The sequence below is a fragment of the Nostoc sp. DedQUE12b genome, assembly GCF_034530835.1.
Taxonomy (GTDB): domain Bacteria; phylum Cyanobacteriota; class Cyanobacteriia; order Cyanobacteriales; family Nostocaceae; genus Nostoc.
The window spans coordinates 136,688-150,766 of sequence record NZ_JAVRCI010000001.1 but is presented as its reverse complement, the minus strand read 5'-3'; the positions used below and the strand labels follow the sequence as shown (position 1 = coordinate 150,766).

The following is a 14,079-nucleotide window of genomic DNA, read 5'->3' as shown; positions in this document are numbered from 1 at the left end:
GGGGCTGGGGGTTAGGCCTATATTCGGCTCAACTCAAAAGCGCCATAATACTATTTTTATCAAAGCTTCAATTAAATAAATTAAACTCAAATTTGACCACACAAGCTAACATAAAAACTACTATGTCTTCTTTTATATAAAAATGATAATAAAAAGTTATAAAAGATTTCTGATGGAATGGATAATTATAAACACTGTTAATTGTTTTTTAGGTTTTTTAATCTGGTTAATTTTAGGAGTATTGATAGATAATGTTCAACTTAAACCAAATTTAGCCTTCTATCTTATTCTGTTTATTTTACCTGGTGTTGTAATTGGATTATCACAGTGGTTACTACTTGTAGAAAAAATTCCCACGATAAGTTGGTTATGGATACTCTCGAATTTACCCGGATTGTATTTAGGTTTCATCTCTACAGTTGTAGCTTGTTTTTTTAATTGGGCATTTCTTATTAATTTGCTACAAGTTAATCATGAACTAACACAGACATTTTTAATAGGCAGTATAGGAGGTGCGATTGGAGGTGCTGTAGGAGGAATTATTACTGGAATAATTCAACATCTTTTAATTAGAAAGAATTTTTATGTAAATCGCTTGTGGATAATCACTAGTACTGTAAGTTGGTCTCTAAGTTGGAGTCTAGGTTGGACTGTAGCACTTATGATAGCCTTTCACTCTCCTATTTTTAATGCAATTTTTAAAGCAGTAGGTTCTTTTTCCGGTATCTTATATCACTCAAACTTTGAATTTGGTGTTCCATTCCCTCTTTTTGGAATTATTTTTGGTTTTGTAAATGCAATTATTACAGGAAAGGTACTGATTCGGCTATTGAGACAATCTAAACAAACCCATTCATGACATAATCCCAGTGATTACAGTCTTGGGATTAACCTTTGTGTCACTATTGGGTTGGACAATTTTGATCTTTTATTGAGAAATACCACTGGCTAAAATCCCCAGAATTTTATTTACATCTTTGAGATAATATTCGCTTAAATCAATGGTCAATGTTTGTTGTTGTAATTTGAGGAATTGCCAAATACTGCCCGTTGTAACTGCGCCGTAAATTGTTTGAATCTCAGTTGCAGCTTGCTCATTAAAAATTTGCGCTGCTACCATTTCTGCTGCACACTGACCAAAACCCGCATTAATATTCTCTTTTTTAGCTTCTACAACTGTAATGACTGGTGCTGTCAAAATGAGAATTTCTGGAGATTTAGTAATAATAAAATCGCAAGTGCCGTTTAATCCTTTGCTATTATCAACAGTGAAATCTACTCCAGAAAATAAACTAACTTGTTCGTGTAGTTGTCGGCGTAAATCAACTAAAATTGGCGCAATAATTAACTCAGAACGAGCTTTTTCACTATTACTGCCTAAAGCAATATCGAGGTTATAATTGAGTGTTTCTACAAGTAAATTACTCGCTGTTAATTCAGGAGCAACAGCGAAAAGATCGCGTTTTTCTAACGTGGTTAAACTAAACTCTTGTTTTGCTTTAGCTAAACTAAACTCGCTGTAAGCCATAAAACTATTACTCGCTTTCCCTTTCAAACAGAAGACTGAAATTACTGTCCAACATCCAAGTTAAAGTAGAAACTATTGTCTACAATTCTGTTGCTGCCAACATATTTGATAATGGGTATGCTAACTCGGTGCTGTCCTGGTTCAAGCTTCCAAGTTTGTTGGAAGTTACCAATATTATGACAAGCAGCATAAATCGGGAAGGTGCTAGGAGTGAAAAGACCATTTTTATAACTCTCAACTCCATGTTTAAATAAATATCCTCTGATTTCTACTTTATTGAGTAGAGTTTGAGATGGTATGCAATAATAGACGTTTGATAATCTTAGAGTATCTCCAGATTTGAGAAAGAGGCGATCGCGTGACCCAGTTTTCACAGTCGAAGACGTGGAAGCAGTTATCAATAACCCTGAGTTTTTCCAACGGGGACGTTACTACTTTGATGGGGTTTGGGGTCAGGCGGCGCGGGGTGCTGAGGGTCAACAAGCAATTGTACAAGTACTTGCACCTCACCCAGAAGGGCTAAGTCTGGATACCTTAGCTCAATCTACAGGTATGAACGACACCAATTTACAGGAAGCGCTGAATACTCTGAAGCGTCATGATGTCGTTGAGGAAATTCAGGGAAGCTGGCGGATTATGGTAGAACTTTTTCGCCGTTGGGTTTTGCAGCAGTAGAGTACGAGCGTTCGCATTTGTTATTTCAGCGTTCGCATTTGTTACTTTGGCGATCGCATTTGTTATTTCAGCGAACTCATTTGTTATTTCGGCGACACCATTTACTATTTATTGAAGGCTTATCTTCTCAAACTACGAGGATCGAGTGCATCTCTGAGCCCATCACCGAGTAAGTTGAATGCCAACACTGTGAGAATAATCAGCACAGCCGGCGGCCAAATTAGCCAAGGTTGCAATACCAAAATTGAAGCATTGCTAGCCAGAGATAACATATTGCCCCAAGAGGGATCTGGTTGTTGAATACCCAAGCCGATGAGACTCAATATCGCCTCTGCACCAATAAAGCTAGGAATTGCAAGAGTCGCAGAGATAATTACATAACTAGCCGTTTGCGGTAAAACATGACGGATAATGATATAAATTGGGTTCGCGCCCATTGCACGCGAGGCTTGGACAAATTCTCGCTCTTTAATTGATAGTACCTGTCCCCGAATCACCCGTGCTAAACCAGCCCAGCTAATCACCGAAGTAATCACTACAATCAGCAAAAAGCGCTGGGTACTACTTAAACCAGCTGGTAAGACTGCGCCCAATGTTACCAAAAGATAAATACTAGGGAAAGTCATTAGTACTTCAGCCAAGCGCATAATGACGCTATCAGTCACACCGCCGAAATAGCCGGAAATTCCCCCGATGAGCAAACCGAGGGGATAGGTAATGATAATGCCAAAAATCCCGATAAACATACTGATGCGACCGCCATGCAGCAGGCGACTAAATTGGTCGCGGCCTTGGTCATCAGTGCCCAAAATATTGACTTTTGCGCCAGTTGTTGTGCCAAATAAATGCCGATTTAAGGGGATACCACCAAAGATTGTGACTTCATCCCACTTCGGCGGTAGTGGCAAACTCATCTGCAACAATCGGTATTCTGGCCCGGAGACAAATAGACGCAGAGGCGAAGGCTTTGTTGAGTCTACAATGATTTGGCGATCGCCTGTATCTAAATTCGTATCTCCCTGCGTCGTCGGATAAACATAAGGCCCGATAAACTGCCCTGACTGAGAAACCCAGTGTATCTTCGTTGGTGGCAGCAGTGAACCATTAGGTTGTGAAGTATAGGGGTCATAAGGAGCTACGAAATCAGCTGCAATTACTCCTATATAGAAAATTAACAGCAAAATGGCCCCAAATCGTGCCAAAGGATTTTTCTTAAGTCGTCGCCACCAATCCATAGTAGTTAGGAGTTATAAGTTAGGAGTTATGAGTTATTAAGCTTTTATCTTAATTCATAACTTATGATTAATAATTTTCAACTCTTAAACTCCTAACTCTTAACTTTTAACTCCTAACTCCTAACTGCCAACTGCTAACTTCTCTAAATACCGCTGCTGTTCTTCCTGTTGTTTTTCATGTTCCACAACAAACACGTTTGAGTAGAGATTAGCGAGAATTTGTTTTCCCTGTTGTGTCAATGATAGGTAATGCAGTCCTTCTTGGATATAGGGATAGACGCCATTCCAATAAAACTTAGCGTAGTTATTGCGTAAATCGGCAGGGGTTTTATAGCCCAAAACTTTATTTACACCAGTTTCTTCAAATTCGTAAAATAAAGAAGTAATTTTCTTCAGGTAACGCGGGTCGCTTAGTTGACCAATCAAATCAGCAGCACGGACTAATCCTGCAAAGCACTTTGTATCTTGATGATCTTCTGCCGCAGGTACGGGAAATCTAGTCAATTCAATATTGCTCTTGATTGCGTCAGCATCTATTAACTTGTGACCTCCAAAACGCTCATCAATAAAAAGCTTGGCTCTATCAACATGATACGGCGTCAAACTGGCATCAGAAGCGCCAGCAGCCACAGAAATCATTCTGCCATTTTTACCTGTGGCATATAAGTTTGCTGTTTCTCGGTCTTGCCGACAAACCCCTTTAACGTAACCAATATCGTGACACACTAAGGAAATAATACAATGCAACCAGTCTTCACTGGAAACACCGCCTTCTCTGATATGTTTGCCACGTAAAATTTCTTGCCCCACTAGGGCGACTAGGACTGTGTGTTCAACATTGTGATAAAGGGCGTCGCTATTGGCAATGTTTTCCAAAGCCATGTTACCTGCCCAGGCGATAATATCCTGATAATCATTTTTAAAGCAGCCATAAGTGCGACGGTAGCCGTCTCGAATTTCATTTACAAAGGCATCAATTAAAATTTCAGTGGCATTAAACATATCTGCTTACTCTGGTAAATACCAATTTGTTATTGATTGGATTGATTTCAAAATTCCATAGTCAAGGCCACCCTTGCTGAATTTAAGACAATGGAGTTTGCTCCTTTGTAACTCACGTATAGCTGTGGACGCTAGCTTTATCTATGCCTGGATGCATAGCTTCCTGGCAACACAAAGCCTTTAGAAAAATGATTGATTACGTGTAAAAAATAAGTTTTTGGTGTACCAAGGTACATAAATACTTTCGATTCTAATTAGATAAATCTAGATGAGCTATATCAGTTTTTCATATTTAACCATTGGTTGTCAGTGATCTAAATACAGATGGTGTGTGACATAGAGTAGCTCTATGAGATGGGATAATTTTTTGTATCATAATCTACATAAAATTTATTATCATTTGAGTTGATAGTAATTTCTCTGACTTGCAAAGTTGTATTATATACTATTGCAGATAAAAGACATTTACTATGAAATGCGTCATAGTTGATATCGAAGTAAATAAACTTCAAGTTTTCTTAAGAAAATACCAAGATTTGGTATGCGTAGACAGCAAGTAGAGGTGTAACTGTGAGCGATGAAAGTCTTTCAGAAGTCGAGGTGGAAGAAGCTATAACCTCTGAAGATAGGAGTTTTTTAAGCAAATCAGATCAAAAACTAACCAGGGCGTGGCTGAAGCCATTATTCTTAGGTACTGGTTTAGGAATTGCGATCGCCTTGGCTGGGATGAGTGTATTAAATCGTTTTCCATCCCGTCAACAAAGCGCGGTAGCGGATAAAAAAGTTAACCCAGCGATGACAGTTACTATCGCCACAGTAGAAACCGCCCGTGTTGTCCGTACCCTCAAAACGACTGGGACTGTAGCCGCGAGTGATTTAATTCCGGTGCTACCGCAAACAAACGGTTTACAAATTAAAAGCATCCCCGCAAATGTCAAAGAAGGAGCTTTTGTCAAACAAGGTCAAGTGTTGGCGGTGTTGGATGATTCTATAGTGCAAAGCCAAATTAGCCAAGCAAAAGCAGATGTGGAATCGAAACAAGCAGATGTGGCATCTAAACAAGCCGATTTGGCATCCAAACAAGCCGATTTGGTATCAAATAAAGCAATAGTCCAGCAAAGACAAGCCGATTTAGCTCAAGCTAAGGCGAGGTTAGAAGAAGCAGGCAAAAATTATCAGCGCTATCAACAACTTGCTGATTCTGGGACGATTAGCAAACAAGAACTTGATACTCGTTCCTACAATGTGAAAACTGCCATAGAAGTTGTGAACCTGTCCCAAGAAAATGTGCGTAGTGCCCAGGCTAATATTGGCAGTGCCCAAGCCAATATTAATAACGCCCAAGCGATCATTAACAAAGCCAAAGCCGATGTCAAGAGCAGTGCTGCTAAGGTGCAACAACTGCAAACTCAGTTGGGACAAACTGTAGTACGTGCGCCGGTTTCGGGAGTAATCGCCGAGAAACTGGCTAGAGTCGGTGATGTCACTGGTGTACCGCCGCAAACTCAGGTGGGAACCGTGATTGGTGGCGCACAAAAACTATTTTCGATTATCCGAGATGAAAAGCTAGAACTTCAGGCGAAGGTGCCCGAAACTCAACTAACTCAGGTGAAAATTGGCGCATCGGTGCAAGTTACTTCTGATGTCGATCGGCGGGTGCGATCGCAGGGACGAGTCAGAGACATACAACCACAGGTGAACGATCAAAGACGGGAAGCGACAGTGAAAATTGACTTGCCACCAACAACTTTACTGAAACCAGGAATGTTTGCTAGTGCTGCAATTACTACTAATTCAGGGATGAGAATGGTAGTGCCACAAAAAGCAGTGCAGTCTCAAGCTGACGCAAGTGTAATTGTATTCATCTTATCGGGTGAAAATATAGTCCGCAGCCAGAAAGTAGAGTTAGGAGATCCTGGTAATAACGACACAGTGGAAATCAAGAGTGGCTTACAGTTAGGCGATCACGTTGTAGTTGATGGTGCAGGTTATCTCAAAGATGGCGATCGGGTTCGAGTTGCAAATTGAAAGGAATGGTAATGAGAAATCGGGAATAGGAAAAATAACCGATGACAAATGACCAATGACAAATGACAAATGACTAATCCAAAATCTAAAATTTCCCAATGTCTTTTAATATCTCAGCCTGGTCGATTAAAAAACCTGTTCCCACAATAGTTTTATTTTTAATTTTGACGGTTATGGGTTGGTTCTCCTTTATATCCTTGGGGATTGATACTAACCCAAATATTGATGTGCCAACAGTTTTGATTAAAGTCACCCAACCAGGTGCAGGCCCAGCAGAACTAGAATCTCAAGTGACGAAAAAAATTGAAGATGCTGTGGCGGGGTTGGGCAATATCGATTACATGATTTCCACCGTCAGCGATGGGAATTCTAAGACGACAATCAACTTTGTTTTGGGTACAGATAGCGATCGCGCCACTAATGATGTTCGGAATGCGATCGCTCAAATTCGCCAAGATTTACCCCAAGACATTAACGATCCAATTGTGGAACGCCTAGAATTTTCCGGCGGCCCGGTGATTACCTACGCAGTTAAATCAGACCGACGCTCTGTAGAAGAATTAAGCAATATCGTAGACCAAACTATTAGCCGCGCCTTATTGGGAGTTCGTGGTGTAGCACAAATTCAGCGCGTGGGTGGCGTTGACCGAGAAATTCGCATTAATCTTAATCCAGATCGCTTACAATCTTTAGCGATTACCGCCACTCAGGTAAACGACCAAATCCGTGCTTTGAACATTAACTTACCTGGCGGACGTGCCGAAGTCGGTGGTAGCGAACAAAGTATCCGCACACTTGGAAGTGCCGCCAGTGTAGATATTTTGAAAACTTATGAAATCCTCCTACCACAAGGTGGTTCCGTACCTTTATCCAGCCTGGGAACCGTAGAAGATAAATTTGGTGACGTGCGCCAAGCTGCCAGTTTAAATAATCAACCTGTCGTAGCTTTCCAAGTTTTACGTAGTACTGGCAGCGTTCTGGTGACTGTGGAAGAAGGAGTGAAAGCAGCAGTCAAACAACTGGAAAAAACTCTTCCTCCAGATGTCAAGCTGGATTTAATTTTTACTAGAGCCGATATTGTCCGTCAATCTTACCAAAGCACCATTGATGAGTTAATTCAAGCTTCAGTGTTGGCGGTCATCGTTATTTTAGTGTTTTTGCGGGACTGGCGAGCAACATTAATTACGGCTGTTGCCTTACCCCTATCAATAATTCCCACCTTCGCAGTGCAGCAAGCCCTTGGTTACACCCTCAACAACATGACTTTGTTGGCATTAGCGCTGGCGGTGGGCAACTTGGTAGATGATGCCGTTGTGGAAATTGAAAATATGGAACGGCATATCGCTATGGGCAAGTCAGCTTGGGAAGCTGCTTTTGAGTCTTCCGACGAAGTAGGATTAGCGGTAATCGCAAGTTCAGCAACGATTATTGCAGTGTTTTTGCCCGTTGCTTTTATGGGTGGGATTCCGGGGCAATTTTTTCAACCATTTGGCGTTACCGTTGCCGTTTCCACAATTTTCTCAACTCTTGTCGCACGGATGGTTACGCCGATGATGGGGGCGTATCTTTTAAAGGAGAAGGAGGGGCACACTTCGACTACGCTCAGTGACCGAAGGGCGGAGGGGCAGGGGGGCAGGGGAGTAATAAAAATTTTTAATTTTAAATTTACACTTCCAGGTGGCGGGAAGGGAAGTAGAAAACTTGGAGATGAAAAGCGTCAAGGGTTTCAACCTTATAGATCGCTTTTACAGTGGGCGTTACGCCATAGATTGACAACAATAGCGATCGCCTTAGCTTTTTTTATTGCCAGTGCAATGCTGGTTCCTTTAATTCCCAAGGGTTTTGTTGATGATGGCGATTTTGGAATTTCTAACGTAGCTATAGAATTACCTCCTGGTTCTACATTAGAAGACGTTAACAAGGTAGTCACACAAACGACTGACATCATCCGCCAAAACCCAGTAGTAGAACGTGTACTAGCAACAGAAGAGATCAATTCTGCCAGCCTTGCGATTAATCTCAAACCTAGAGAAGAACGAAATATTTCCCAAAAACAGTTTGAGGAACAAGTGCGTCCTTCCTTTGAGCAAATACCAGGAGCGAGAATTAGTTTTCAAAGTCAGTCACCGGGTGACAGTCGCAAAGGTTTATCAATTGTCCTCAGAAGTGAAAATCCCAAAGCATTAAATCAAGCTGCTGATGCCCTAGAAAAGCAGATGCGATCGCTAGCCGGATTGGTAGAAGTGGCTTCGACTGCAAGTTTAGTTAAACCAGAGATTTTGGTAATTCCTAACCCGCAACGGGCGGCAGATTTAGGGGTGACAGTGCAAGCGATCGCTCGTACTGCGTCCCTTGCCACCATCGGCGATAATGATGCCAACTTGGCAAAATTTAATTTAAGCGATCGCCAAATCCCGATTCGTGTGCAAATTGATCCGCAAGCGCGGGCTGACATTAACACAATCACAAATCTGCAAGTCCCTAGTCAAGATGGTAGATTAATTCCCCTCATAGCAGTAGCAGATATCCGCTTTGGTAGCGGCCCTGCTACCATCAACCGTTACGATCGCGCCCGTCAAGTCGCTGTAGAAGCCAATTTGCAAGGGCTTTCTTTAGGAGAGGCAGTCCAGACAATCAACCAACTACCTGCAATGCAAAACTTACCGCCAGGAGTAGTACAGCAACCATCAGGCAGTGCCAAAATTATGCAAGATATTTTCGGTCGCTTTGGCGGTGCGTTGGGGCTAGCATTAATGTGTATTTATGCAATTCTGGTACTGCTGTATAACAACTTTCTTCATCCATTATCGATTATGGCAGCCTTACCCTTTTGTTTAGGCGGCGCATTAGTAGCATTGATGGTTGCTCAAAAACCTTTGGGAATATATGCCCTGATTGGTATTGTGTTGCTGTTGGGAATTGTCACCAAAAACTCAATTTTGTTAGTTGACTATACCATTATCAATATGCAAGAAGGTAAAACCCAACGTCAGGCACTTATTGAATCAGGCGTGTCACGTCTACGCCCGATTATGATGACTTCTCTGGCAACGATCGCAGGTATTCTGCCTTTAGCATTAGGAATTGGTGCGGGTTCTGAAGTTCGCCAACCGATGGGAATTGCCATTATGGGCGGTTTTACAACTTCTACTTTGTTGACACTGGTGGTAGTACCAGTGATTTTTAGCTACATCGACAACTTTCAAACTTGGATTATGGATACATTGCGCTATGGCTTTGGTAAAAAACCATCGCGGCCATAATGCCTTTTCAAGTTTGGATTTTATAATGCTTATCGGCTGAGTTCAATACAGACCTAACCCCCAGCCCCTTCCCTGCTAGCGTTGGGGAGTAAGACTCAAAGCCTCTCTCCTTTTAGGAGAGAGGTTTGGAGAGAGGTCAAACTGTATTGCTTCCATTTGAAAACTACTATAGATTATTTAATTCAAAATCTAAAATTCAAAATCTAAAATTATTCCGTCTCTCTGCCTGTTGTGCGATCGCATTTACCCCTGGGAATCATAACAAACAGATTCACCTGAGTAAATAACCAATGGCTTACCAAAACATCACCGCCTCCCTTTCCCCAGCAGATATCCAGGAAATTAAAGCAGCCTTCGCGACTATCCAAGCAAAAATGCCTTTTCTCGTTACCCTGAGTGTGGAAGAACGACGCAAGTTATTTAAGATGGGCGATAAAAGACTCGCTTTTGTCAACACTAGCCTGATTGCTGCCCAGTCTAACAAGGAAATCTTACCAGCCAGCTTTGATTTAGATGAGTTTATTCGGGATTATCAACTAGCCGCTAACCTCACCGAACTATTGATTGGACTGCGACAACTGACAGAACAAGTAGATGATACCCTAATGGCAGTTGGTAGCGAAGCAATGGGTAGCAGCTTGACAGTTTATGATTACGTCAAGACAGCTGCTAAGAAAACTCCAGGGTTAAAAACTATAGCTGAACAATTAGGCGATCGCTTTAAGGCTATAAAAAGTAAACCTGCCAAAGCTGCATCTGATTCATAGTCTGTAAATATTGCCAGATGCACCAGAAAAGTTCAAGGGGAAAGGTTAAAGGGAGATGTAATTCCTTTTTCTTTTCCCCTTTCTGTTTTCTCAACTTCTGCAAGAGTCTCATGATTTGCAAAACAAAGTGTATTTTTTAGTGAATGACTTGAATTTGATAGGTGATATCGTGTCCGCCCAAAAGACCTCTCCCCGGTTTTACTACGCAAAACCTGTCCCTCTCTGAGTCGGAGAGGGACAGACTTGAACTTTAGTTCAAGGCAGGGAGAGGTTTTTTAAACTCACGGTGAATGAATATCAAAGCTTTGTCGATGAATATCAAAGCTTCGTCGATGAATATCAAAGCTTCGTCGATGAATATCAAAGATTCAGCGATGAACCTCAAAGCTTCGTCGATGAATATCAAAGCTTCGTCGATGAATATCAAAGATTCAGCGATGAATATCAAAGCTTCGGCGATGAATATCAAACATTCGTCAATGAGTCTTTAATACTCGTCCACAAGTATTAAAGGCTCTCAATCAGTAATTAGGAATTGCAAGGTTGTTATTATACTTTTAGCCGCGTGTAATCTGCCACCTTGCCCCCAATTATGCTCATCACACCCCGCCAAAACAGCAAGCTTTCCCTCTTTTTCCTTTTCTGTTTCACCCTACTCCTAACTTTCCTCCTCTCTCTACCTTGGGTAAACGCCGATTAGTGCAAAACTCGCTTTCATCGATATGATCGAGTGAGTAACTAGGAGCTAATCTGAGAAATGCCTAACCCGCTATACGATCAAGATTTGCAATTATGGATTGAGCAAACCATTCAACAGTTACAAAATCATGAATTTGAGGCGTTGGATATTGAGCATTTGATTGAGGAGCTAGTTGATTTGGGCAAAGCAGAGAAAAATGCGCTCAAAAGCAATCTGACAATTTTGTTAGCACATTTACTCAAGTTACGCGTTCAGTATGATGTCCCCGATAGCATGAAAGGCAGCTGGTATAGCTCCATACTTGAACATCGTCAGCGAGTTATCAATAATTTGGCAGATACTCCTTCTCTCAAAAGTTTTCTAATAGAGGCGGTGGAAAAAGCCTACCCAGATGCTCGAAAGCTAGGGATTAAGGAAGGTAAGCTGGCTAAGTTTGGAATTCGGATACCGGAAGAAAGTGAGTATCCCACCGTTTGTCCTTTTTCGATTGAGCAGATTTTAGATGAAGATTTTTACGGGCTGTAGAGGATTGCTCCTGCTGTCATATTGCTTTACATCTAGATAGATAGACAGCTTGACCGAAAGGTTCTACAATCTGACTGATTGCGGTAAATTTACCTATTGCCCAATCCATATAAGCATAGTAAAGATTTTCTAGTGATTCCGTTTGATTGCAGAAACACTAAATTAATATAGGAAAGTCTTTGAGTAAAGGGCAGCAGACAAATGGATGTAAAGCTGATTCTAGCTGGATTAACAGTTATATTTACGATTTCGTGCTTATTTTTCGGCACGAAAAACGGGTTCTATGATTCAGATAACTATCATGGCAATGGCTCCGCACATTGAGATAAATCTGTAAACGCTCGATCGACTTCCCCGAGGGTGAGTTGGCTAAGAGCGCTCAAAACTTGTAAAGGGAAAAGAAACCAGAGGCAAACTGCTGTAGCTCCTAGTTTGATAGCTTCTCGTTAGCCCACCTTTCCGAACCAGTGCGGGTTCGGTGCAGGCGTCCTCCCCAATCCAAAATCCGTATTCTCAGGGTGTAGGGGCGCACGATAAAACTTACCCCTAAGTCACAAAACCAAAATTTGTGTAACTTTTGGCTTTTGGGATATGTCCATGATGATGAGGTTTGAGGGGAGGAGAGCATGAGGGATAATCTGTCGGCATCCTCTCGCGTAGATGCTGGGGAAGCGGGTAGCGAATTAGAATGTTTGCCCTATAGTGTCCAGCATGACAATGAGGGCGTGTGTTTATTGGTAAAAATGGGGCCACACCGCATTCTGTTGGACTGTGGTTTAGATGATATTTCATCGCTGGCTAACGGGTTTACTAAATCGGGACGTGGAACTAGTTCGCCCCTACCAGCAGATTTAGTTTTGATTAGTCATGCTCACCCAGATCATGCTAAAGGCTTACTGGCGCTGCATAAAACTTTTCCCAAGTTACCTATTTATGGTAGTGAAGTAACTAGCAAGTTATTACCGCTGAATTGGGTAGACGAAGATCCGAAGGAAATTTCCCAATTTTGCCATGCTTTGCCATTGCGATCGCCTGTGGAATTCCAAGATGGTTTGGTGGCAGAATTATTTCCCGCAGGACATTTACCAGGGGCAGTAGCAATTCTCCTGACCTACACCACCCAGCAGCGTACTTACAAGCTACTGTATACGGGGGACTTTTTCTTATCGAACTCCCGGTTGGTAGAAGGTTTGCGTTTAGAGGAACTGCGGGGTTTAGACTTGGATGTGCTAATCATTGAAGGTAGTTATGGCACATCCCGTCATCCTCACCGCCGCAACCAAGAAAATCAACTAGCCGAGCGAATTAATCGCGCGATCGCTGACCATTGTTCTGTAATTCTTCCCACGCCGGCTTTAGGATTGGGTCAAGAATTATTAATGCTCTTGCGATCGCATCACCACTTCACCGGACGAGATTTAGATATTTGGGTAGATGGTGCTGTCGCCACTGGGTGTGATGCCTACCTTGAACTGCTACCGCATCTCCCTCCATCGGTACAGAACTTCGCCCGCCATCAACCCTTATTTTGGGATGAACGGGTACGTCCCCGCGTGCGTCGCCTACAAGCAGAACATCGTCCCAGTGTGGGCAAGTCACCTTGTATTGTCCTCACCGATTCAACATCTGATTTAGGCGAACACTGCCAATTAGACACCGGCCCCTGGCTGATTCTCCTACCAGAGAAAATTGATATAAAAGTTAACAAAGAATATTTAGCACCCAGCACTGTCGAAAGCTATCTTTTAGCTCAACATAGTGATGGCCCTGGTACTACGCAGCTAATTCATAATTTGCGACCCCAGCACGTGATTTTTGTCCACGGTTCTCCTGCCTACTTGGCAGACTTGACGAGCTTAGAAGAGTTGCAAAACCGCTACCACGTACATTCTCCGGCGGCTGATACCTTAGTAGAACTGCCCATTGGCGACACATTTTTACAACCGGCAGCTCCAGAGACTAACTACGAAGGCGAACTGACAGAGTTAGGAACAATAATCACAATTACCCTACCCAATGTGATTACTGCCGATCCGCGTTGGCGGCAATTTGCCGATACTGGTTTAATCGAAGCTCGTTGGCAAGGGGAGGAACTAGTATTAAGGGGATTGTCTCAACGAGAACTGCTCAACCAAAATAGCGATCGCTATACATGGACAGACGTAGACTGTTGTGGTACTTGCCGACATCAAAGGGGGCAGCGGTGTTGGAATCCAGCTTCCCCGTTGTATAACTTTAAGGTAACTCTCGAAGGTTACTGTCCTGCCTTTGAAAGTTTATCTAGTCCTGAGTCCTGAGTTCTGAGTCCTGAGTTAGGATTTATTACTCAGCACTCGATACTCAGCACTCAGCACTG

Annotated in this window: 12 protein-coding genes; 8 read left to right on the top strand and 4 right to left on the bottom strand. The window is 42.4% G+C overall.

Annotation, left to right across the window (positions count from 1 at the left end):
• The first annotated feature begins 172 nt into the window (after positions 1 to 172).
• Positions 173 to 859 (top strand): hypothetical protein, encoded by a 687-nt coding sequence (locus RMY16_RS00440; protein ID WP_322734706.1) that lies wholly within the window; start codon positions 173 to 175, stop codon positions 857 to 859.
• 69 nt (positions 860 to 928) lie between these two features.
• Here the strand turns inward: RMY16_RS00440 and RMY16_RS00435 are convergent, their stop codons facing one another.
• Positions 929 to 1,528, bottom strand: coding sequence for a hypothetical protein (locus RMY16_RS00435; RefSeq protein WP_322734705.1), 600 nt, complete (start codon positions 1,526 to 1,528; stop codon positions 929 to 931).
• A 41-nt stretch (positions 1,529 to 1,569) separates the two neighbouring features.
• Positions 1,570 to 1,902 (bottom strand): hypothetical protein, encoded by a 333-nt coding sequence (locus RMY16_RS00430; RefSeq protein WP_322734704.1) that lies wholly within the window; start codon positions 1,900 to 1,902, stop codon positions 1,570 to 1,572.
• A gap of 10 nt (positions 1,903 to 1,912) precedes the next feature.
• Between RMY16_RS00430 and RMY16_RS00425 the strand changes: the two genes are divergently transcribed.
• On the top strand, positions 1,913 to 2,203 hold the full coding sequence (locus tag RMY16_RS00425) for a helix-turn-helix domain-containing protein (protein ID WP_322734703.1): 291 nt from the start codon (positions 1,913 to 1,915) through the stop codon (positions 2,201 to 2,203).
• Between the two features lie 119 nt (positions 2,204 to 2,322).
• Here the strand turns inward: RMY16_RS00425 and RMY16_RS00420 are convergent, their stop codons facing one another.
• Positions 2,323 to 3,438, bottom strand: a complete 1,116-nt coding sequence (locus RMY16_RS00420) for an ABC transporter permease (protein ID WP_322734702.1) — start codon at positions 3,436 to 3,438, stop codon at positions 2,323 to 2,325.
• A gap of 120 nt (positions 3,439 to 3,558) precedes the next feature.
• Positions 3,559 to 4,440 (bottom strand): Npun_R2479 family HD domain-containing metalloprotein, encoded by an 882-nt coding sequence (locus RMY16_RS00415; RefSeq protein WP_292728868.1) that lies wholly within the window; start codon positions 4,438 to 4,440, stop codon positions 3,559 to 3,561.
• A gap of 570 nt (positions 4,441 to 5,010) precedes the next feature.
• Between RMY16_RS00415 and RMY16_RS00410 the strand changes: the two genes are divergently transcribed.
• The 6 genes from RMY16_RS00410 to RMY16_RS00385 all read left to right on the top strand — a co-directional run bounded on the left by RMY16_RS00410 (position 5,011) and on the right by RMY16_RS00385 (position 14,020).
• Positions 5,011 to 6,468: an efflux RND transporter periplasmic adaptor subunit gene (locus RMY16_RS00410; RefSeq protein ID WP_322734701.1), complete on the top strand. Its 1,458-nt coding sequence runs from the start codon at positions 5,011 to 5,013 to the stop codon at positions 6,466 to 6,468.
• Positions 6,469 to 6,566: 98 nt separating this feature from the next.
• A complete protein-coding gene (locus RMY16_RS00405; protein WP_322734700.1) occupies positions 6,567 to 9,731 on the top strand; it encodes an efflux RND transporter permease subunit in 3,165 nt (1,054 codons plus the stop codon).
• 290 nt (positions 9,732 to 10,021) lie between these two features.
• Entirely contained in the window at positions 10,022 to 10,498 is a 477-nt protein-coding gene (locus tag RMY16_RS00400; RefSeq protein WP_322665850.1) for a hypothetical protein, read from the top strand.
• A 286-nt stretch (positions 10,499 to 10,784) separates the two neighbouring features.
• Complete coding sequence (locus tag RMY16_RS00395) at positions 10,785 to 11,009, top strand: hypothetical protein (RefSeq protein WP_322734699.1); 225 nt, start codon at positions 10,785 to 10,787, stop codon at positions 11,007 to 11,009.
• Positions 11,010 to 11,255: 246 nt separating this feature from the next.
• On the top strand, positions 11,256 to 11,723 hold the full coding sequence (locus RMY16_RS00390) for a DUF29 domain-containing protein (RefSeq protein ID WP_322734698.1): 468 nt from the start codon (positions 11,256 to 11,258) through the stop codon (positions 11,721 to 11,723).
• A 626-nt stretch (positions 11,724 to 12,349) separates the two neighbouring features.
• On the top strand, positions 12,350 to 14,020 hold the full coding sequence (locus RMY16_RS00385) for an MBL fold metallo-hydrolase (protein WP_322734697.1): 1,671 nt from the start codon (positions 12,350 to 12,352) through the stop codon (positions 14,018 to 14,020).
• The last annotated feature ends 59 nt before the right edge of the window (positions 14,021 to 14,079 follow it).